15 protein-coding genes are annotated in these 21,128 nt (G+C 70.7%); 3 read left to right on the plus strand and 12 right to left on the minus strand.

Features of this window, described 5'->3' with window-relative positions:
* Nucleotides 1-53: 53 nt before the first annotated feature.
* The 4 genes from ACGFNN_RS09440 to ACGFNN_RS09455 form a co-directional block, all read right to left on the minus strand.
* Complete coding sequence (locus tag ACGFNN_RS09440; RefSeq protein WP_393554326.1) at nucleotides 54-1,160, minus strand: branched-chain amino acid aminotransferase; 1,107 nt, start codon at nucleotides 1,158-1,160, stop codon at nucleotides 54-56.
* Nucleotides 1,161-1,451: 291 nt separating this feature from the next.
* Nucleotides 1,452-2,495 carry a 3-isopropylmalate dehydrogenase gene (locus tag ACGFNN_RS09445; RefSeq protein WP_362663655.1) on the minus strand — a complete coding sequence of 348 codons (1,044 nt, stop codon included), beginning with the start codon at nucleotides 2,493-2,495 and terminating at the stop codon, nucleotides 1,452-1,454.
* Between the two features lie 99 nt (nucleotides 2,496-2,594).
* Complete coding sequence (locus ACGFNN_RS09450; protein ID WP_362663657.1) at nucleotides 2,595-2,723, minus strand: hypothetical protein; 129 nt, start codon at nucleotides 2,721-2,723, stop codon at nucleotides 2,595-2,597.
* A gap of 282 nt (nucleotides 2,724-3,005) precedes the next feature.
* The gene (locus tag ACGFNN_RS09455; RefSeq protein WP_393554328.1) at nucleotides 3,006-3,656 is read right to left on the minus strand and encodes a TetR/AcrR family transcriptional regulator; all 651 of its coding nucleotides are present in this window, start codon (nucleotides 3,654-3,656) and stop codon (nucleotides 3,006-3,008) included.
* An 84-nt stretch (nucleotides 3,657-3,740) separates the two neighbouring features.
* Here ACGFNN_RS09455 and ACGFNN_RS09460 point away from each other — a divergent pair, with 84 nt between their 5' ends.
* Nucleotides 3,741-6,062, plus strand: a complete 2,322-nt coding sequence (locus ACGFNN_RS09460) for a glycoside hydrolase family 3 N-terminal domain-containing protein (RefSeq protein ID WP_393554330.1) — start codon at nucleotides 3,741-3,743, stop codon at nucleotides 6,060-6,062.
* Between the two features lie 119 nt (nucleotides 6,063-6,181).
* On the opposite strand, the gene pruA is transcribed toward ACGFNN_RS09460, so the two are convergent.
* Nucleotides 6,182-7,813, minus strand: coding sequence for an L-glutamate gamma-semialdehyde dehydrogenase (pruA, locus tag ACGFNN_RS09465; protein WP_362663659.1), 1,632 nt, complete (start codon nucleotides 7,811-7,813; stop codon nucleotides 6,182-6,184).
* A 92-nt stretch (nucleotides 7,814-7,905) separates the two neighbouring features.
* On the minus strand, nucleotides 7,906-8,880 hold the full coding sequence (locus ACGFNN_RS09470; RefSeq protein WP_362541858.1) for a proline dehydrogenase family protein: 975 nt from the start codon (nucleotides 8,878-8,880) through the stop codon (nucleotides 7,906-7,908).
* 177 nt (nucleotides 8,881-9,057) lie between these two features.
* Here ACGFNN_RS09470 and ACGFNN_RS09475 point away from each other — a divergent pair, with 177 nt between their 5' ends.
* The gene (locus ACGFNN_RS09475; RefSeq protein WP_393554332.1) at nucleotides 9,058-10,194 is read left to right on the plus strand and encodes a PucR family transcriptional regulator; all 1,137 of its coding nucleotides are present in this window, start codon (nucleotides 9,058-9,060) and stop codon (nucleotides 10,192-10,194) included.
* 86 nt (nucleotides 10,195-10,280) lie between these two features.
* Here the strand turns inward: ACGFNN_RS09475 and serA are convergent, their stop codons facing one another.
* From serA to ACGFNN_RS09505, 6 genes are all read right to left on the minus strand, one after another.
* Nucleotides 10,281-11,873: a phosphoglycerate dehydrogenase gene (gene serA, locus ACGFNN_RS09480; RefSeq protein ID WP_393554334.1), complete on the minus strand. Its 1,593-nt coding sequence runs from the start codon at nucleotides 11,871-11,873 to the stop codon at nucleotides 10,281-10,283.
* 295 nt (nucleotides 11,874-12,168) lie between these two features.
* Complete coding sequence (gene ilvC, locus ACGFNN_RS09485) at nucleotides 12,169-13,170, minus strand: ketol-acid reductoisomerase (protein ID WP_362663666.1); 1,002 nt, start codon at nucleotides 13,168-13,170, stop codon at nucleotides 12,169-12,171.
* Between the two features lie 106 nt (nucleotides 13,171-13,276).
* Nucleotides 13,277-13,804 (minus strand): acetolactate synthase small subunit, encoded by a 528-nt coding sequence (gene ilvN, locus ACGFNN_RS09490; protein WP_104789338.1) that lies wholly within the window; start codon nucleotides 13,802-13,804, stop codon nucleotides 13,277-13,279.
* Nucleotides 13,805-13,826: 22 nt separating this feature from the next.
* The gene (locus tag ACGFNN_RS09495) at nucleotides 13,827-15,683 is read right to left on the minus strand and encodes an acetolactate synthase large subunit (protein WP_362663668.1); all 1,857 of its coding nucleotides are present in this window, start codon (nucleotides 15,681-15,683) and stop codon (nucleotides 13,827-13,829) included.
* A 217-nt stretch (nucleotides 15,684-15,900) separates the two neighbouring features.
* The gene (locus ACGFNN_RS09500; protein ID WP_393554337.1) at nucleotides 15,901-18,732 is read right to left on the minus strand and encodes an EAL domain-containing protein; all 2,832 of its coding nucleotides are present in this window, start codon (nucleotides 18,730-18,732) and stop codon (nucleotides 15,901-15,903) included.
* A 264-nt stretch (nucleotides 18,733-18,996) separates the two neighbouring features.
* Nucleotides 18,997-19,947 (minus strand): 2-hydroxyacid dehydrogenase, encoded by a 951-nt coding sequence (locus ACGFNN_RS09505; protein WP_393554339.1) that lies wholly within the window; start codon nucleotides 19,945-19,947, stop codon nucleotides 18,997-18,999.
* Nucleotides 19,948-20,041: 94 nt separating this feature from the next.
* Between ACGFNN_RS09505 and ACGFNN_RS09510 the strand changes: the two genes are divergently transcribed.
* Complete coding sequence (locus ACGFNN_RS09510; protein ID WP_393554341.1) at nucleotides 20,042-21,034, plus strand: aldo/keto reductase; 993 nt, start codon at nucleotides 20,042-20,044, stop codon at nucleotides 21,032-21,034.
* Nucleotides 21,035-21,128: the final 94 nt, after the last annotated feature.

Raw genomic sequence — 21,128 nt, forward strand, 5'->3', positions numbered from 1 at the left:
GCCGCGCCCCCGGTGAGGGGCGCGGCCTTCGCGTGCGTTGACGGCCGGTCGGATCAGCGGCCGAGACCGTGCATCCAGCCGTGGGTGTCCTCGGCGATGCCCCGCTGGATGTCCAGCAGGCGCTCACGCAGCTTGAGGGTCACCTCGCCGGGGGTGCCGTCGCCCTGGGCCCACTCGCCGCTCCGGGACTTCACGGTGCCGACGGGCGTGATCACCGCCGCGGTGCCGCAGGCGAAGACCTCGGTGAGGGTGCCCTTCGCGGTGTCCTCGCGCCACTGGTCGATGGAGACGCGGCCCTCCTCGGAGGCGTACCCGAGGTCACGGGCGACGGAGAGGAGGGAGTCACGGGTGACACCCGCGAGGAGCGAGCCGGTGAGGGTGGGCGTGACGATCCGCTTGCCGCCGTCCTCGTCCGTGTAAACGAAGTAGAGGTTCATCCCTCCGAGCTCCTCGACCCACTTGTGCTCGACGGCGTCCAGGTAGGCGACCTGGTCGCAGCCCTGTGCCGCCGCCTCGGCCTGGGCGAGGAGGGACGCGGCGTAGTTGCCGCCGGTCTTGGCGTCGCCCATGCCGCCGGGGACAGCGCGGACCCGGTCCTCGGAGAGCCAGATGGAGACGGGCTTCACACCGCCGGGGAAGTAGGCGCCGGCCGGGGAGGCGATCACGAGGAAGAGGTACTCGTTGGACGGGCGGACGCCGAGGCCGACCTCGGTGGCGATCATGAAGGGCCGCAGGTAGAGCGACTCCTCACCGCCGTGCGGCGGGACCCAGGCCTGGTCCTGCTGGACAAGGACGTCGCACGCCTCGATGAAGGTCTCGATCGGGAGCTCCGGCATCGCGAGCCGGGCGGCGGAGCGCTGGAAGCGGGCGGCGTTGGCCTCGGGCCGGAAGGTGGCGACGCTGCCGTCGGGCTGCCGGTAGGCCTTGAGGCCCTCGAAGATCTCCTGTGCGTAGTGCAGGGTCATGTTCGCGGGGTCGAGCGACAGCGGTCCGTAGGGCACGAGCTGCGCGTCGTGCCAGCCGCGCCCCTCGGTCCAGCGGATGGTCACCATGTGATCGGTGAAGTAGCGGCCGAAGCCGGGGCTGGCCAGGATCGCCTCGCGCTCCGCGTCGGACAGCGGGTTCGAGGAGGGCTTGAGCTCGATCGTGGGCGTCGTCATGAGTGCGTGTCCTTCACCGGTCTTGTGTGTGATGGACCGCGCTCCGCCCGCCCGTCCGGCGGCTGCCGGCCAGGTAGTAGGACGTCCGAGCTCTACCGCGAGCCGCGGTCCCGCGTTCGATTATCTCCCGGGGGCGGCTGTGCACGAAATAAGGTGATTGCGGTAGCGCTCGCGATGCCGCACGGGCGGCACGGAGACACGGTCCAGGGGGTCGATGGTGGCACCCGGAGACCGCGAGGAGAAGCCGCCGGGTGCGGTTGCGACCCGGCGGCTTCGAAGTGAGACGTCGGGTCAGCTCGCTACGCGTACCGCGAGCGCGTCGCCGATCTCGTCGGTGGTGCGCGCGTGCTGTCCGTCACGCTCCGCGAGGTCGGCGGAGACGGCCTCCTCGATGCGCACGGCCTCGGCCTCGTAACCGAGGTGCCGCAGCAGGAGGGCGACGGAGAGGATGGTGGCGGTCGGGTCGGCCTTGCCCTGGCCCGCGATGTCGGGCGCGGTGCCGTGCACCGGCTCGAACATGGACGGGAAGGCGCCCGTGGGGTTGATGTTGCCGGAGGCGGCCAGGCCGATGCCGCCGGTCACGGCCGCGGCGAGGTCGGTGAGGATGTCACCGAAGAGGTTGTCGGTGACGATGACGTCGAAGCGCTCCGGCTGGGTGACGAAGAAGATCGTCGCGGCGTCGACGTGCAGGTAGTCGGTGGTGACCTCGGGGAACTCCTCGGCGACCTTGTCGAAGGTGTTCTTCCACAGGTGGCCGGCGTGCACCAGGACGTTGTTCTTGTGGACCAGCGTCAGCTTCTTGCGCGGGCGGGCGGCGGCACGCGCGAAGGCGTCACGCACGACACGCTCGACACCGTAGGCGGTGTTGACGCTCACCTCGGTGGCGACCTCGTGCTCGGTGCCCGTACGCAGCGAACCACCGTTGCCCGTGTACGGGCCCTCGGTGCCCTCCCGGACGACGACGAAGTCGATCTCGGGGCGGCCGGCGAGCGGGGTCGCCGTGTTCGGGAAGAGCTTCGACGGCCGCAGGTTGATGAAGTGGTCGAAGGCGAAACGGAGCTTCAGCAGCAGCCCCCGCTCCAGCACACCCGACGGCACCGACGGGTCGCCGATGGCGCCGAGCAGGATGGCGTCGTGGCCCTTGAGGGCCTCCAGTTCCGCGTCGGGGAGGGTCTCACCGGTGCGGTGCCACCGCTGGGCGCCGAGGTCGTACTCCTTGGTCTCCAGCTTCACATCCTGCGGGAGAACAGCGTTGAGAACCTTGAGGCCCTGGGTGACGACCTCCTGGCCGATACCGTCGCCGGGGATCACTGCGAGATCGATGCTGCGAGACATAACGGCACCCTAGCCCTCCGTCCCACCCCATGACACTCGGCGTCCATGATGTGGACGTCGGACGCTGTGGGGCGGGCGCCGCGGGGCGGGAGAGCGGCCTCAGTGACCCGTGGAGCCGCCGTTGTCCCGGCGGTCGAGGGCACGCTGCAGCGCGGCGGCGGCGTTCTTGCGCTCCGACTCGGCGGGGCGGGGGCTGCGGCGGACACGGCGGGTGGTGGTCTGGACCATGAGGGATCAACTCCTTGGGATCACGTGGCTGTTCGAGATCAGGACGTCGCACGGCGGACGCCGGGACCGGGATTTCGAGACGCCGGAAGGAGCGGGGAGCGATATGCCTCAGGGGTTACCTGCTTCGGGCACGCTCACGCACGCCGGTCGCTGGATCAGCGATTCGTTCGGCTCCTACAAAGTTAGGACAGTCCAGGCGATCTGTCTCCACAGTTACTCGGACTTCCTACTATCTGAGACGGCGGCACGAGTGGAATGTGCACAGCCGTTCGGCGGGACGGGTCAGAGGCGGACGGTGAGCTGGGCCTCGATGTGCGCGCGCAGGATGCCGGCCATGTCCGTCGCACAGTCGCTGAGCAGCCACTGCACCTGGAGCCCGTCCATCAGGGCGATCAGCTGGGGCCCGGCCGCGGCGGGGTCGACGCCGGGGCGCAGCGCGCCTTCCCGCCGGGCCTGTTCGTAGGCGAGCCGCGCGCCCGCGACCGAGTTCTCGTAGCGCCGTACGAAGTAGCCGTGTGCGGGGTGGTCGGCGGCCGTGGCCTCGGTGGAGACGACCGAGAACAGCTCGACGATCCCCCTCCGCGTGGAGTTCAGCGCCGCCAGCTCCGCGAACCTGCCCAGCCGGCGCACCCCCGTGGTGCCGCCGACCGAGAGCCACTCGTCGTCCACGTAGTCACGGTGCTCCAGGGCGGCGAGCAGCAGCGCCTCCTTGGTCGGGAAGTGGTGGAGCAGTCCGGTGTGCGAGATGCCGCACCTGGTCGCGATCACCCTCAGGGACGCGCCCCGGTAACCCGCCTCGCCGAACAGGGACATGGCCTGTTCGAGGATCTCGCGCCGCTTCGCACGGCCCTTCGCGTATCCGCGCGTCGCCTCGGCCGTCACTCGCCACTCTCCCGGTCCGCCGGCGTCGGTCCGCCCGGCTGTGCGGTGCATCGGATTCTCGTACGTCCGCCGGAGGATTCCGCCTTCGGCGATTCGATTCCCGGAGATACTTACCAGGTGGTCGGTATTGACTCTATGGTGAAGGCGAACCGTGTCGCGAAAGGACCCCCCGTGTCCCCCTCCCTGCCCTACCTCGACCCCGCGCTCCCCGTGGCGGAGCGGGTCGCCGATCTCCTGGACCGCATGACGCTGCCCGAGAAGGTCGGCCAGATGCTCCAGCTGAACGCGAAGGAAGGCGTGCGGCACTTCGTCGAGGACCTGCACGTGGGGTCGATCCTGCACGCCTCGCCCGAGCGGGTCCTGGAGGCGGCCGAACTGACCGACCGGTCACGGCTGCGCATCCCGCTGCTGGTCGCAGAGGACTGCATCCACGGGCACTCCTTCTGGGAGGGCGCCACGATCTACCCCACCCAGCTCGGCATGGCCGCCACCTGGGACGCGGAGCTGGTGGAGCGGATCGCGCGGGCCACGGCGGTGGAGGTCGCGGCGACCGGCGTGCACTGGACCTTCTCCCCGGTGCTCTGCATCACCCGCGATCTGCGCTGGGGCCGGGTCAGCGAGACCTTCGGCGAGGACCCGCACCTGATCGGTGAACTGGCGTCGGCGATGGTGCGCGGGTACCAGGGCGACGGTCTGACCGACCCGACCGCGGTCCTGGCCTCGGCCAAGCACTTCGCCGGCTACTCCGAGACGCAGGGCGGCCGGGACGCGAGCGAGGCGGACATCTCTCGGCGCAAGCTGCGGTCCTGGTTCCTCCCGCCGTTCGAGCGGGTCGCCAGGGAGGGCTGCCGGACGTTCATGCTCGGCTACCAGTCCATGGACGGTGTCCCCATCACGGTGAACGACTGGCTGCTCAACGACGTGCTGCGCGAGGAGTGGGGCTACACCGGGACGCTGGTGACCGACTGGGACAACGTCGGCCGCATGGTGTGGGAGCAGAAGGTGTACGCCGACTACGCGCAGGCCGCCGCGGCGGCGGTCCGCGCCGGCAACGACATGGTGATGGCGACCGAGGGCTTCTTCGAGGGAGCCCTGGAGGCGGTCGGGAACGGCACACTGGGCGAGGCCGAGATCGACGCCGCCGTACGCCGCATCCTGACGCTCAAGTTCGAGCTCGGCCTGTTCGAGAACCCGCGCCGCCCCGACACCGCCCGCCAGGCCGGGGTCATCGGCGGCGCAGCGCACACGGAGCTGAACCTCGAGGCGGCCCGGCGCTCGCTGGTGCTGCTGACCAACGACGGCACGCTGCCGCTGGCCGGCGGGTTCACCGCCGGGGACGACGGGCGGGCCGCCGTGTCCCCCGGTCCCCGTACGGTCGCGGTGATCGGTCCGAACGCGGACGACGCGCAGACGCAACTGGGTGACTGGGCGGGCTCCTCGGGCCAGGTGGACTGGCTCCCTGACGGCCAGCCGCGCGCCATGATCCGTACCGTCCTCGACGGCTTCCGTGAGCACGTGCCCGCGGACTGGACGGTCTCGTACGCACGTGGCGCCATGATCCTCGGCGTGGGCCCCGACCCGGAGGGGCAGTTCTTCCCCGACGGCCAGCCCCGGCCGGAGGTGGTCGTCCCCGCCGAGCCCGACCCCGCGCTGATCGCCGAGGCGGTCGCCGCCGCCGAGGGCGCCGACTACGTCGTCGCCGTGGTCGGCGACCGCATCGAGCTGGTAGGCGAGGGGCGTTCGACCGCGACCCTGGAACTCGTCGGGGACCAGGTGGCGCTGCTGGACGCCCTGGCCGCGACCGGCAAGCCCCTGGTCGTCGTGGTCATCAGCTCCAAGCCGCTGGTGCTGCCTCCCTCCGCCCTCGGCGCCGCCGCGGTGCTGCACGCCTTCAACCCCGGCATGCAGGGCGGCCGGGCGGTCGCCGAGGTCCTGCTGGGTCTCGTCGAGCCGTCGGGCCGGCTGCCCCTCTCCTTCGCCCGGCACGCGGGCCAGCAGCCGACGTACTACAACCAGATCCGGGGCCAGCACGGCTCCCGCTACGCCGATCTGACCCAGCGTCCTGCCTTCGTGTTCGGAGAGGGCCTCAGCTACACCTCCGTGGAGTACTCCGGCCTCGAGGTACTCACCGCGAGCGTCGGGGAGGGCGACACGCTGCGGGCACGCGTGACCGTCCGCAACACCGGAGCGCGGCCGGCCCTGGAGACCGTGCAGGTGTACATCAGCGACACGGTGACGTCGGTGACCTGGGCCGAGAAGGAGCTCAAGGCCTACCGGCAGGTGGACCTCGCTCCCGGCGAGGAGCGCGAGGTGACGCTGGAGCTGCCGGTCGCGGAGTGCACGCTCGTGGACGCGGCGGGGCGGCGGGTCGTCGAGCCCGGTGCCTTCGAGTTGCTCGTCGGGCCGTCCTCGCGCGACGACGACCTGCTTCGGGCGGGCTTCACCGTCAAGGCCTGACCCGTGGGAGCGGCGCCGCCCGGAAGCGCCCGCACATGGAAACCGCCTCCCGGCCGGCGGGGGGAGCCGGTCGGGAGGCGGAGTTCGGGACGGGGCGCCCTTGCGGGCGCCCCTGGGCGTCAGCCCTGGTGGGGGTAGGTGTACTCGGTCGGCGGGACCAGCGTCTCCTTGATGGCGCGGGTCAGCGTCCAGCGCTGCAGGTTCTGCGGGGCGCCGGCCTTGTCGTTGGTGCCGGAGCCGCGGCCGCCGCCGAAGGGCTGCTGGCCGACGACGGCGCCGGTCGACTTGTCGTTGATGTAGAAGTTGCCCGCGGCGTAGCGGAGCTTGTCCATCGTGTACGCGGCGGCCGCACGGTCGCCGGCGATGACGGAACCGGTGAGCGCGTAGTCGGAGACCGACTCCATCTGCTCCAGCATGGCGTCGTACTTCTCGTCCTCGTAGACGTGCACGGCGAGGATCGGGCCGAAGTACTCGGTCGTGAAGATCTCGTTGGCCGGGTCGTCGCAGACGACGACGGTCGGACGGACGAAGTAGCCCACCGAGTCGTCGTAGGTGCCGCCCGCGACGATCGTGCAGGACGGGTCCGACGCGGCGCGGTCGATCGCGGCCTTGTTCTTCGCGAAGGAGCGCGCGTCGATGACGGCGCCCATGAAGTGCGACAGGTCGGTGACGTCACCCATGGTGATGCCGTCCACCTCGGCCGCGAACTCCTCCTTGAAGCCGGAGTTCCAGATGGAGGCCGGGATGTAGGCGCGGGAGGACGCGGAGCACTTCTGGCCCTGGTACTCGAAGGAACCACGGGTCAGCGCGGTCTTCAGCACGGCGCGGTCGGCGCTGGGGTGCGCGACGACGAAGTCCTTGCCGCCGGTCTCGCCGACGAGCCGCGGGTAGGTGCGGTAGTTGGCGATGTTGTTGCCGACCGTCTTCCACAGGTGCTGGAAGGTGGGGGTCGAGCCGGTGAAGTGGACACCGGCCAGGTCGCGGTGGTTCAGCGCGACCTCGGAGACGGCGATGCCGTCACCGGTGACGAGGTTGATGACGCCCTTCGGCAGCCCGGCCTCCTCCAGGAGCTCCATCAGGAGCACGGCGGCATGGGTCTGGGTCGGGGACGGCTTCCACACCACGACGTTGCCCATGAGGGCGGGCGCGGTGGGCAGGTTGGCCGCGATGGCCGAGAAGTTGAACGGCGTGATCGCGTAGACGAAGCCCTCGAGCGGGCGGTGGTCCATGCGGTTCCACACGCCGGGGGAGTTCGCCGGGGGCTGCTCGGCGAGGATCTGGCGCGCGTAGTGCACGTTGAAGCGCCAGAAGTCGACGAGCTCGCAGGGGCAGTCGATCTCAGCCTGCTGGGCGGTCTTGCCCTGGCCGAGCATCGTGGAGGCGGCCAGCGTCTCGCGCCAGGGGCCGGAGAGCAGCTCGGCGGCGCGCAGGATGATGGCCGCGCGGTCGTCGAAGGACATCGCGCGCCAGGCCGGAGCGGCGGCCAGGGCCGCGTCGACGGCGTCCTGGGCGTCCTGCTCGGTGGCACCGGCGAAGGTACCGATGACGGCCTTGTGGTTGTGCGGCTGCACGACGTCGACACGCTCGCCGCCGCCCATGCGCTTCTCGCCGCCGATGGTCATCGGCAGGTCGATGGGGTTCTCGGCGAGCTCCTTGAGCTTCGCCTCCAGACGGGCGCGCTCGGGGCTGCCGGGGGCGTAGGAGTGGACCGGCTCGTTGACCGGCGCGGGGACCTGGGTGACGGCGTCCATGGGGGCCTTGTCTCCTTGGTTGGGGTGGGTGGTCGGCCGGGCGGGTGAGCCCTGGTGCAGCCGGGGCGCGGCCGGTGGGGCGAGCCCTCGGATCAGCCCTTGGTGAGGATGGAGCGACCGAAGAACAGGAGGTTCGCCGGCTTCTCCGCGAGGCGGCGCATGAAGTATCCGTACCAGTCGGTGCCGTACGCCGTGTACACGCGCATCCGGTGGCCCTCGGCCGCGAGCCGGACGTGCTCGTCGCTGCGGATGCCGTACAGCATCTGGAACTCGTACTCGTCCAGTTTGCGCCCTGCCTGGCGTGCGAGCTCCTGCCCGATGGCGATGAGACGGGGATCGTGAGAGCCGATCATCGGGTAGCCCTCGCCCTCCATCAGCGTCTTCAGGATGCGGACGTACGCCTTGTCGATCTCCGGCTTGTTCTGGTACGCGACGGAGGCGGGCTCCTTGTACGCGCCCTTCACCAGGCGGACCCTGCTGCCGGCGGCCGCGAGGCGGCGGGCGTCGGCCTCGGTGCGGAACAGGTAGGACTGGATGACGCATCCGGTCTGCGGGAAGTCCTTCCGCAGCTCCTCGTGGATGGCGAACATCGAGTCCAGGGTGGTGTGGTCCTCGGCGTCCAGGGTGACCGTGGTGCCGATCGCGGCGGCGGCCTCGACGACGGGGCGGACGTTCGCGAGGGCCAGCTCGTGGCCGCCCGGGAATCCCTCGGCGGACTCCGGTGCCTCGGTGCCGACCACGGAGGCGGGCAGGGACTGGCCGAACATGGACAGCTTGACGGACATCTCGGCGCGGGGGCCGAGGCCGAGCTCCTTCAGCCGTCCGATGAGCTCCAGGTAGGCGTCGCGCGCGGCGGCGGCCTGCTCGGGGGTGGTGATGTCCTCACCCACGACGTCCAGGGTGACCTCGAGGCCCTTGGACGCGGCGTCCTCGATGATCGGGACGACCTGGTCGACGGTCTCCCCCGCGATGAAGCGGTCGACGACCTGCTTCGTGCCCGGCGCTGCCGAGATGAAACGACGCATCTTGTCGCTGCGGGACGCGGCGAGAATCACGGGACCCAGCACGGGGCACCTCCACGGAGTACGAACGAGGCCGGACCGGTACACACATGAACAGACCGGGACGGCACGGAGAACCACTGTGAAATCTAGGGACCACGGCGCCCGCGTGCCATCGACAGCTGTCACGCATCCGCGCTCCGGACCTCAGACATATGTCTGAAGGGGTGCGAGAATGGCGGAGTGAAGGCCGATTACCAGGAGCTCGTCGACGAGATCTCGGCGCTGCTCGGCGCCCCCGCCACCCTGGAGAACCGCGACTTCGGCCTGGTCGCCTTCGGGGCCCACGACAGCGACGACGACACGGCGATGGACCCGGTCCGCACCCGATCCATCCTGACCCGGCGCTCCACCCCCGCGGTCCGTGAGTGGTTCGAGGGCTTCGGCATCACCCGCGCGACGGGCCCGGTCCACATCCCGGCCGCCCCCGAGGCCGGGGTGTTCCGGGACCGGATCTGCCTCCCGGTACGCCATCGGGGTGTCGTCCTCGGCTATGTGTGGCTGCTGGACGCCGACCCCGTGCCGACTGAGGGGCAGCTGTCCGCCGCGATGGAGGTGGCGGCCCGCATCGGCGCCCTGCTCTCCGACGAGGAGCGGGCGGGTGCCGACCTGTCCCGGGAATTCGCCGCGGTGCTCCTCGCCGGAAGCGGCTGGCAGCGCGACATGGCCGTGGCCGCCCTGCACGAGGCGCTGGGCGACGACGCGGACCGGCTGCACACGGTGGTGTGCGTGACCCCGTGGCCGGGCGGGACCCCGTCGGTGCGTACGGTGCCGTCGGCGGCGGCCCTCACCACGGTCCCCACGGGAGGCGCCCAGGCACTGGCCGCCCTGGTCCGGCTCCGCTCCCCCGAGGCGCTCGACCCGGCGGCCACGGCGGCGGAGCGGCTGCGCACCACCGCGGGAGCCTCCGCGACCGGCGGCCTCGCCACCCCCCGCACGGGTCTGGCCGAGCTGGCGGGCTCCTGGCACGAGGCGCTGTCGGCCGCCCGTGCGGCGTCGGCGGAATCCCGGTTCGGCAAGGTCGCCGAATGGCGGGCCATCGGCCCCTACCGGCTCCTCGCGGCTCTTCCTCCCGCGCCGGACGGCCCCGACCCCTCGGTCCGCACCCTGTTCTCCCCGGCCCACGCCGAACTGGCCCGTACCGCCGAGGTGTTCCTCGACCGAGCCGGCCAGGCGAGCCGGACCGCGTCGGACCTGGGCATCCACCGCCAGACGCTCTACTACCGCCTCAGCCGCGTCCAGCAGCTCACCGGCCTCGACCTGAACGACGGCGAGGACCGGCTGCTGCTCCACATGGCGCTGAAGCAGGCACGGCTCTGAGGGGGCGCGGGCACCCTCCTCGCACGACCGCGCCCGGCGGACGGAGCGATCTCCGTCCGCCGGGCGCGGCTGCCGTACGCGGGTGATCAGTCGGTGAGGTTCACCGACCGCGCCGAGGCGGCGCCGATCTCGTCGGCGATCTCGGTGAGGACCGACTGCGGGATCGTGTCGTCGACGGTGAGGACCACGAGGGCCTCGCCGCCCGCGTCCTGACGCGAGACCTGCATGCCGGCGATGTTCAGCCCGGCCTCGCCGAGGATCTTGCCGACGGTGCCGACGACGCCCGGACGGTCCTCGTAACGCAGGACGACCATGTGGTCGGCGAGCGCCAGGTCCACGTCGTGCGCGCCGATGGCGACGATCTTCTGGAGGTGCTTGGGGCCGGCCAGCGTGCCGGAGACCGCGACCTCCTCGCCGTTCGCGAGGGTGCCGCGGACGGTCACCACATTGCGGTGGTCTGGCGACTCGGAGCTGGTGGTGAGGCGGACCTCGACACCGCGCTCCTGCGCGAAGAGCGGGGCGTTGACGTAGCTGACGGTCTCGTCGACGACGTCCTCGAAGACGCCCTTGAGCGCGGAGAGTTCGAGCACCTTCACGTCGTGCTGGGTGATCTCGCCGTAGACCTCCACGTCGAGACGGGCCGCGACCTCGCCCGAGAGGGCGGTGAAGATCCGGCCGAGCTTCTCGGCGAGCGGCAGACCGGGACGCACGTCCTCGGCGATGACACCGCCCTGGACGTTGACCGCGTCGGGCACGAGCTCACCGGCGAGCGCCAGGCGGACGGACTTGGCGACGGCGATGCCCGCCTTCTCCTGCGCCTCGTCCGTGGAGGCGCCGAGGTGCGGGGTGCAGACGACCTGGTCGAACTGGAAGAGCGGGGAGTCCGTGCAGGGCTCCTTGGTGTACACGTCCAGACCGGCGCCGGCGACCCGGCCCTCCTTGAGGGCGGAGGCGAGCGCCTCCTCGTCGACGATGCCACCACGCGCGGCGTTGACGATGCGCACCGAGGGCTTGACCTTGTGCAGCGCCTCGTCGCCGATCAGGCCCAGCGTCTCAGGGGTCTTGGGGAGGTGCACCGTGATGAAGTCGGAGACCTCGAGCAGCTCGTCCAGCGTGAGGAGCTTGACGCCCATCTGCGCGGCACGCGCGGGCTGTACGTAGGGGTCGTACGCGACGATCTTCATGCCGAAGGCCGACATGCGCTGGGCGACCAGCACGCCGATGCGGCCGAGGCCGACGACACCGAGGGTCTTCTCGCTGAGCTCGACACCGGTGTACTTGGAGCGCTTCCACTCGCCGTTCTTCAGGGCGGTGTTGGCCTGGGGGATGTTGCGCGCGGTGGCGACCAGGAGGCCGCAGGCGAGCTCGGCGGCGGTGACGATGTTGGACGTCGGCGCGTTGACGACCATCACGCCGGCCTTGGTCGCCGCGGAGACGTCGACGTTGTCGAGACCGACACCTGCGCGGGCGACGACCTTGAGCTGCTTCGCCGCGGCGAGGGCCTCGGCGTCGACCTTGGTGGCGGAGCGCACCAGGATGGCGTCGACGTCGGCGATCGCGGGGAGGAGTTCGGCGCGGTCGGCGCCGTTGCAGTGCCGGATCTCGAAGTCCGGACCCAGGGCGTCCACCGTGGCGGGCGACAGCTCTTCGGCGATGAGTACGACAGGTTTCGAGCTCACGTGAGTCCTCACAAGTCCAGTGCGGACGGCCGTCCCGACGGCCGCAGGCGGTGGAGGGGCTAGCCGCGTGGAAGACGCACGACACTGTGGGCCCTGACGCGTGTATGTGTTGAGCAGTGTAGTCATGCGGCCGGGGCGATGACTCCGCCCCGGTGGAAGGATCACCCGCACGGGGTGGACGGTGTGTACAGACGTACGGTGCCGTCTCCTGCCACCGGCCCGCCCCGCAGTGACACGGTGCGGAACCGGCCATGCGCCGGGGGCGGGCCCGTTCGGGCCCGCCCCCGGCGAGAACTCAGGCGTCCTCGTCGTTGACCCAGCTCATGAGCTTGCGGAGCTCCTTGCCGGTGGTCTCCAGCAGGTGGTCGCTGTCGGCCTTCTTGTACTCGTTGTACTTGGGCAGGCCGTTGTGGTACTCGGCCATCCAGTTCTTGGCGAAGGTGCCGTCCTGGATCTCGGCGAGGACCTTCTTCATCTCGGCCTTGGTGGCGTCCGTGATGATGCGCGGGCCGGTGACGTAGTCGCCCCACTCGGCGGTCTCGGAGATGGACCAGCGCATCTTCTCCAGGCCGCCCTCGTACATGAGGTCGACGATGAGCTTCAGCTCGTGGAGGCACTCGAAGTACGCGATCTCCGGCTGGTAGCCGGCCTCGGTCAGCGTCTCGAAACCGGCCTTGACCAGGGCGGCGGTACCACCGCAGAGGACGGCCTGCTCACCGAACAGGTCGGTCTCGGTCTCCTCGGTGAAGGTCGTCTTGATGACGCCGGCACGCGTGCCGCCGATGCCCTTGGCGTAGCTGAGCGCCAGCTCCAGGCCCTTGCCCGAGGCGTCCTGCTCGACGGCCACGATGCACGGGACGCCGCGGCCCTCCTCGTACTGACGGCGGACCAGGTGGCCCGGGCCCTTGGGGGCGACCATGCAGACGTCGACGTTGGCCGGCGGCTTGATGAAGTCGAAGCGGATGTTCAGGCCGTGGCCGAAGAACAGCGCGTCGCCGTCCTTGAGGTTGTCCTTGACGGACTCCTCGTAGACCTTGGCCTGGATCGGGTCCGGGACGAGGATCATGATGACGTCGGCCTCGGCGGCGGCCTCGGACGGGGTCACCACGCGCAGGCCCTGCTCCTCGGCCTTGGCCTTGGACTTCGAGCCCTCGTGCAGACCGACACGGACGTCGACACCCGAGTCACGCAGCGACAGCGCGTGGGCGTGGCCCTGGCTGCCGTAGCCGAGAACCGCGACCTTGCGGCCCTGGATGATGGACAGGTCGGCATCGTCGTCGTAGAACAGCTCGGCCACTGGGTCTTCTCCTATGTGTGCAGGTGTTGCGTCCCACCGTACGGCGGGGTGCGTCGGATACGCCGCCGGGTCTCGCCATGCGAGCGGCGAGGCGGCGGGTGAGGGTTTACGCCGTGCGGTCGAGGGCGCGCAGGGAGCGGTCGGTGATCGAGCGCGCGCCGCGCCCTATGGCGATGGTGCCGGACTGGACGAGCTCCTTGATGCCGAACTGCTCCAGCATCTTGAGCATGGCCTCCAGCTTGTCGGCGCCCCCGGTCGCCTCGATCGTGACGGCCTCGGGAGAGACGTCCACGGTCTTGGCCCGGAACAGCTGGACGATCTCGACGATCTGGGAGCGGGTCTCGTTGTCCGCGCGGACCTTCACCAGGACGAGCTCCCGCTGGATCGCGGCGGAGGGCTCGAGTTCGACGATCTTCAGGACGTTGACCAGCTTGTTGAGCTGCTTGGTCACCTGCTCCAGGGGCAGGCCCTCGACGTTCACGACAATGGTGATGCGTGAGATGTCGGGATGTTCGGTGGTACCGACCGCGAGCGAGTCGATGTTGAAGCCGCGCCGGGAGAACAGTGCGGTGATCCGGGCGAGGACACCGGGCTTGTTCTCGACCAGGACGGAGAGCGTGTGCTTGGTGGACATGGAGTCTGTCTCTCTCTGTCTCTCAGTCGTCTTCGTTGTCGCCGAAGTCGGGGCGGACGCCGCGTGCTGCCATGACCTCGTCGTTGGAGGTGCCGGCGGCCACCATCGGCCAGACCATGGCGTCCTCGTGGACGATGAAGTCGATGACGACCGGGCGGTCGTTGATGGCGTTGGCCTCGGCGATGACCTTGTCCAGGTCGGCCGGGTCCTCGCAGCGGATCGCGTAGCAGCCCATGGCCTCGGACAGCTTGACGAAGTCCGGCACCCGGGTACCCCTGGCGGCGTTGCCGTCGGAGTCCGGGCCGGAGTGCAGCACGGTGTTGGAGTAGCGCTGGTTGTAGAACAGGGTCTGCCACTGGCGGACCATTCCGAGGGCGCCGTTGTTGATGACGGCGACCTTGATCGGGATGTTGTTGAGCGCGCAGGTGGTGAGTTCCTGGTTGGTCATCTGGAAGCAGCCGTCGCCGTCGATCGCCCAGACGGCACGCTCGGGCATGCCGGCCTTGGCGCCCATGGCGGCCGGGACGGCGTAGCCCATGGTTCCGGCGCCACCGGAGTTGAGCCAGGTCGAGGGCTGCTCGTACTGGATGAAGTGCGAGGCCCACATCTGGTGCTGGCCGACGCCCGCCGCGAAGATCGTTCCCTCGGGGGCGAGTTCGCCGATGCGCTGGATGACCTGCTGCGGCGAGAGGCTGCCGTCCTCCGGCAGGTCGTAGCCGAGGGGGTAGGTCTCGCGCCAGCGGTTGAGGTCCTTCCACCAGGCGCTGTAGTCGCCGGTGCTGCCCTCGGTGTGCTCGGCCTGGACCGCCTGGACGAGGTCGGCGATGACCTCGCGGGCGTCACCGACGATCGGGACGTCGGCGGCGCGGTTCTTGCCGATCTCGGCCGGGTCGATGTCGGCGTGGACGATCTTGGCGTACGGGGCGAAGCTGTCCAGCTTGCCGGTGACGCGGTCGTCGAACCTGGCGCCGAGGGCGACGATCAGGTCGGCCTTCTGCAGCGCGGTGACGGCGGTGACCGAACCGTGCATGCCGGGCATTCCCACGTGCAGCGGGTGGCTGTCGGGGAAGGAGCCGAGCGCCATCAGGGTGGTGGTGACGGGCGCTCCGGTGAGCTCTGCCAGGACCTTCAGCTCGGCGGTCGCGCCGGCCTTCATGACGCCGCCGCCGACGTACAGCACCGGGCGCTTGGCCTGGGTGATGAGCTTGGCGGCCTCACGGATCTGCTTGGCGTGCGGCTTGGTGACCGGGCGGTAGCCGGGCAGGTCCAGGGACGGCGGCCAGCTGAAGGTGGTCTTCGCCTGCAGCGCGTCCTTGGCGATGTCGACGAGGACCGGTCCCGGGCGGCCGGTGGAGGCGATGTGGAAGGCCTCCGCGATCGTGTGGGCGATGTCCTCGGCGCGGGTGACCAGGAAGTTGTGCTTCGTGATCGGCATGGTGATGCCGCAGATGTCGGCTTCCTGGAAGGCGTCAGTGCCGATGGCGGCGGAGGCCACCTGGCCGGTGATCGCGACCATGGGCACGGAGTCCATGGCGGCGTCCGCGATCGGGGTGACCAGGTTGGTGGCGCCGGGACCCGAGGTGACCATGCAGACGCCGACCTTGCCGGTGGCCTGGGCGTAGCCGGTGGCAGCGTGACCGGCACCCTGCTCGTGGCGGACCAGGACGTGGCGCACCCGGGTGGAGTCCATCAGCGGGTCGTACGCCGGCAGGATGCAGCCACCGGGGAGGCCGAATACGGTGTCGGCCCCGACTTCCTCGAGAGAACGGATGAGGGACTGCGCGCCCGTGACGTGCTCAACGGAGGCGGAGGACGGTCCGCCGGTACGGGCCCGCGGCTGCGGGTGCTGGGCCCCGGTGGCCTGCTCGGTCATCGGCATTCTCTTCTCGAAGCTGAGGGTTTATGCGGTGTTTTTACGGGGTTTTGAAAGGTCCCGGTGCAACAAAAAACCCCTCGTGCCGTGAGGCAAGCGAGGGGAGCGCGCCGGTGCGGTCTGCAAGGTGTCCATGAGTGACCCTGCTTCAGCCGACGCGCTTTCCAAGTACGAGAATTCGGGTGCGCATGGCATTGACCCTCTCTCCGGGGCGCCCGGGATGTCAAGTGGGTGGGACGGGCGTCTCATCATGTGAGCGGCTCTGAAGGGGGATGGCGCCACCCGCCAGCACCGGCTGCGGCCCTGGTCCGAGGCCTGGCACCGGGTACTTCCCCCTGATGAGGGTCCGCCTGAGTCTGTACTCGTCGAGCGGCCCGGCGAAGGCCATGCCCTGTCCGTGCGTGCATCCCATGGCGCGCAGCGCGCGCACCTGCTCCGGCACGTCGACCCCGTCGGCTACGGACTGCATGCCCAGGTCGCCCGCGATGCGCAGCAGCCCGCTGGTGATCTTGTGCAGCCGTGCCGACTCCACCACACCTTCCACCAGGCACCGGTCGAGCTTCAGTACGTCGATGGGGAGCCGCCGCAGGGCGTTGACCGCCGCGTACCCGCTGCCGAAGCCGTCGAGCGCGATCCGGACACCGAGCCTGCGCAGCGCGACCAGCCGCTGTTCGAGCTCGTCGAAGGAGATGCGCGGGTCGCTGTCGGCCACTTCGATCATCAGGGCGCCCGAGGGGAGCCCGTGCCGGGTCAGGAGTTGCTCGACGGAGCCCGGGGGCAGGGTCCGGTCGAGCAGCCGGGCGGCCGAGACCCGCACGGAGACGGCGACCTGGTGCCCCGCCCCGGCCCGGTCGGCGGCCTGCTCCACCGCCTCCTCCAGCAGCCATGTGCTGAGCTCGGCGGCGCGGTCGCTGTCCTCGGAGACCCGGAGGAACTCGGCCGGGGTGAAGAGGATGCCCTGGGCGGAACGCCACCGCGCCTGGGCGGAGACCGCCGCCACCGTACCGGTCGCCAGGTGGACGACCGGCTGGTGGAGAAGGGCGAACTCGCCGTCCTGCAGGGCGGTGCGCAGCCGTACGGCGAGCTCGGAGCGGCGCACCACGTCGGCCTGCATCTGGGGTGCGTACAGCTCGACCCTGTCCTTGCCGCCGGCCTTCGCCCGGTACATGGCGAGGTCGGCGTTGCGCATGAGGTCCTTGGGCGTGATCGACGGTTCGGCGAAGGCGACCCCGATGGAGGCGGCCACCCTGACGTCACCGGTGCCGATCCGGTACGGCTGCGACAGCCGCAGGCGCAGCCGGTCGGCGATCTCGTGCACCTGGCACTCCCGGGCGGCCTGGTCGCGCGTGCCGTCGCCGACGATGAGCGCGGCGAACTCGTCGCCGCCGAGGCGTGCGGCGGTGTCGGAGGTGCGGACGGACTCCTGGAGTCGGCGGGCAGCCTGGACGAGCAGTTCGTCGCCGGCCTGGTGGCCGATGGAGTCGTTGACCGCCTTGAAACCGTCCAGGTCGATGAAGAGCACCGCCGTGCCCGGATCGCCGGCCCTGCGACCGCCGAGCGCCTGCCCGACCCTGGTGGTGAAGAGAGCGCGGTTGGGCAGGTCGGTGAGCGGATCGTGCTCGGCGTTGTGCTGGAGCTGGGCCTGCAGCCTGACCCGCTCGGTGACGTCACGGCTGTTGAGCAGCAGGCCGCCCTCGTGGCGGTTGACGGTGGACTCGACGTGGAGCCAGTCGCCCGTGCCGGAGCCGAAGCGGCACTCGATCCTGGTCGTGGGTTCCTCGCGGGGCGAGGAGGCCAGGAAGCGCCGCAGCTCGTGGACCACGCCCCCGAGGTCGTCGGGGTGGATGATCGAGGACAGCTCGGCGCCGACGAGGTCCTCGGCGTCCCGTCGGTACACCCCGGCGGCAGCGGGGCTCACGTAGCGCAGCACCCCGCTGGGCTCGGCGATCATGATGACGTCGCTCGACCCCTGGACCAGGGAGCGGAAGTGGTTCTCCTTCTGGGCGAGTTCCTGGGTGAGCGCGATGTTGTCCAGGAGCATGATGGCCTGGCGCAGCACCAGGGCGAGCACCACGGTGCAGCCGGTGAGGACCACGACCCGGTCGACCCTGCGCCCCTCCACCACGTTGTACAGGATGCCCAGGGTGCAGACCGCGGCGGCCAGGTAGGGCGTGAGAGCGGCGAGGGACCCTGCGATCGGGCGGCTGCCGACGGCCTGTTCGGGGGCGGCCGGCTCGACAGCGTTGTCCTGGCCGCGGCGGGCCCCCCAGGGGGCGTAGGCGAGTACCAGGGAGCCTGCGAACCAGCCGGCGTCCAGCAGTTGGCCCGAGTGGTACGAGGAGCGCAGCATCGGGGCGGTGAACAGGGCGTCGCACACGACGGTCAGGGCGAGTCCCGCGATGGCGGTGTTCACGGCGGAACGGTTGACGCTGACCCGCCGGAAGTGCAGCGCGAGGACCATGGAGACCAGCACGATGTCGAGCAGCGGGTAGGCCAGTGAGAGGGCCGCTCTCGCGACGTTCTCCCCCGCGGTGTGCACGGCATGGGCCGTGTGCGCGAGTGCGAGGCTCCAGGAGAGCGTCAGCAGGGAGCCACCGATCAGCCAGGCGTCCAGGACCAGGCAGACCCAGCCGGCCCTGGTGACGGGCCGCTTGGCGAGGACGAGCAGGCCGACGATGGCCGGCGGGGCGAAGCAGAGGAAGAAGAGGTCGGCGAGGGAGGGGGTGGGCACGGGACGCCCGAGCACCACTTCGTACCACCCCCAGACCGCGTTGCCCCCGGCCGCCATGAAGGAGGAGAGTGCGAAGAGGAGCCAGGCGGGCCGGAGCCGGCTGCCACCGGTCCTGGCGTAGAGGAAACAGGACACGGCCGCGATCAGGGCCGCGACGCTGAGGCCGAAGTCACCCATGAAAAGGGCGACTTCGGGCGACCCCCAGCCGACGGCGGCCCCCACGGCGTATCCGGCGCAGAGCGCGGCGAGCGCGAGCTGCGATCGCAGCCCCGCCGTCCTTCCGGGAACGGCCCGCCGGGAGAGCAGTGCTCCGAGGGCGCTCACCGGTGAACTCCGCGGGCGGACCCGGGAATGCCCGTCGCCGGCCTCCGCCGTGCTCCGCGCAGCGTCGGGTCGTCTCTCCACCGGCCGAACATCGCCCATCGCCCCCTCGCGTTGCGCTTCTGCCCCGGCGCCGTCCCTTCCACGGCGCGGCCCTCCTGTGGACGATACACCAGAGCCGTCACTCAGGGACATAACTTCTCTACTCTCCGTGACCACCTGGGGTGTTGCCGGATCGCGGCGCTCCCGGGCGGGTCCGGAGAGCGGTCAGCCGGTGGTGAGTACGACGTTGTCGACCGGCTCCCCCGCGGCGAAGCTGGTGAGCTGCCGGGCCAGCAGGCGCTTGGCCCGGGGCAGGAACGCGGAGGTGCTCCCGCCCACATGTGGGGTGATCAGCGTGTGGGGAGCATGCCAGAGAGGGTGACCGGCGGGCAGGGGTTCCGGGTCGGTCACGTCGAGAGCGGCACGCAGTCGCCCGGACTCGAGTTCGGACAGCAGGGCGCCGGTGTCGACGACCCCGCCGCGCGCCACGTTCACGAGCAGTGCGCCGTCCCGCATGGCGGCGAGGAAGGCGGGGCCGACCAGCCCTTGTGTGGACGGGTTCAACGGGGTGGACAGGATGACGACATCGGCCTCGGGCAGCAGTGCCGGAAGCTCGTCGATCGCGTGTACGGGGCCGCGCGCGGTTGCCCGTGCGGAGCGCGCGACGCGCACCACCCGCGCGCACTCGAAGGGTTCGAGCCGGTCCTCGATGGCGGCGCCGATCGATCCGTAGCCCACCACCAGCACGGTCTTGTCGGCGAGGGCGGGGTAGAAGCCGGACCGCCACTCCTCATTCGCCTGGCCCTCCGCGAATCCGGGGAACCCACGGAGGGAGGCCAGGACGAGGGCGATCGCGAGCTCGGCGGTCGAGGCCTCGTGCACGCTCCTGGCGTTGCAGAGTCGCACCCCGGCCGGCAGCAGACCGAGCCCGGGCTCGACGTGGTCGATGCCGGCGGAGAGGGTCTGCACGACCTGGACCGACCCCATCGCCTCGAGCGGACGGACGGCGATCTCCGAACCCTTCATGTAGGGGACCACGTAGAAGGCGCAGCGGGCGGGATCCGCGGGGTACTCCTCGCCCCCGTCCCAGAAGCGGTAGTCGAGTCCCCCGGGGAGCCCTTCGATCTCGTCGGCGGCGAACGGGAGCCATACGTCGGTGGCGGATATAGAAGTCATGGTCAGGAGGCTATGCGAAGGTCGCGGAAGCGCAGAGGTTACTTTGGGGTGCGGCTGGTCCCGTGATCACGGGACCGAGGGAGGGTTCGGGGAGTTGGAGCGCAGGACAATCGGTGCGACGGCGCTGTCCGTGGGAGCGGTCGGGCTGGGCTGCATGCCGATGAGCTGGGCCTACAGCACGTCGCAGCAGCGGGGTGACCGCTCGGTGCGGACCGTGCACGCCGCGCTGGACGCGGGGGTCCAACTGCTCGACACGGCGGACATGTACGGCCCCTTCACCAACGAGCTGCTGGTCGGACGGGCGCTCAGGGGACGGCGCTCCGAGGCCTTCCTCTCCACCAAGTGCGGTCTGCTGGTCGGAGATCAGCACATCGTCGCCAACGGCCGTCCGGGATACGTGCGCCGCGCCTGCGACGCCTCGCTGCGGCGTCTGCAGACCGATGTGATCGATCTCTACCAGCTGCACCGGGCGGATCCCGAGGTGCCGGTGGAGGAGACCTGGGGCGCCATGGCGGACCTGGTCACCGCGGGCAAGGTGCGGGCGCTCGGGCTGTGCGCGGTGGGGGCGCGGGCGGGCCGGCGCAGGGGCGCGCGGACGCACGACGCGACCATCACCCAGCTGGAACGGATCCAGCAGGTCTTCCCCGTGAGCGCCGTCCAGGCGGAGCTGTCGGTCTGGTCGCCCGATGCGCTGGAGGAGCTGCTGCCGTGGTGCGCGGCCCGCGGGGTGGGGGTGCTCGCCGCGATGCCGCTGGGGAGCGGCTATCTCACGGGCACGCTCAAGCCGGGCCAGGGCTTCGAACCGGACGACCCGCGGGCCCGGCATCCACGCTTCACCTCGGAGATGATGGCGGCCAACCAGCCGGTGGTGGCGGGGCTGCGGAGGGTGGCGCGGCGGCACGGGGCCACCCCCGCGCAGGTCGCGCTGGCCTGGGTGCTGAGCCAGGGCCGTCATGTGGTGCCGGTACCCGGAGCCAAACGGGAGCACTGGGCCGTGGAGAACGCGGGTGCGGCGCGTCTCGCGCTCACGGACCTGGATCTGGAAGAGATCGCCGGGCTGCCTCCGGCCCGCGGGTCGTGGGACTGAGCCGGCGGCGGGAGAATGGGCGCGGATCGGGAACCCTTGACGGGGCAGCGGTGTAGGAAAGACGACAGTGCGACCGTCGAAAGGATCGGTGCTG

The sequence above is a fragment of the Streptomyces sp. NPDC048590 genome (genome assembly GCF_043199535.1).
Lineage (GTDB): Bacteria > Actinomycetota > Actinomycetes > Streptomycetales > Streptomycetaceae > Streptomyces.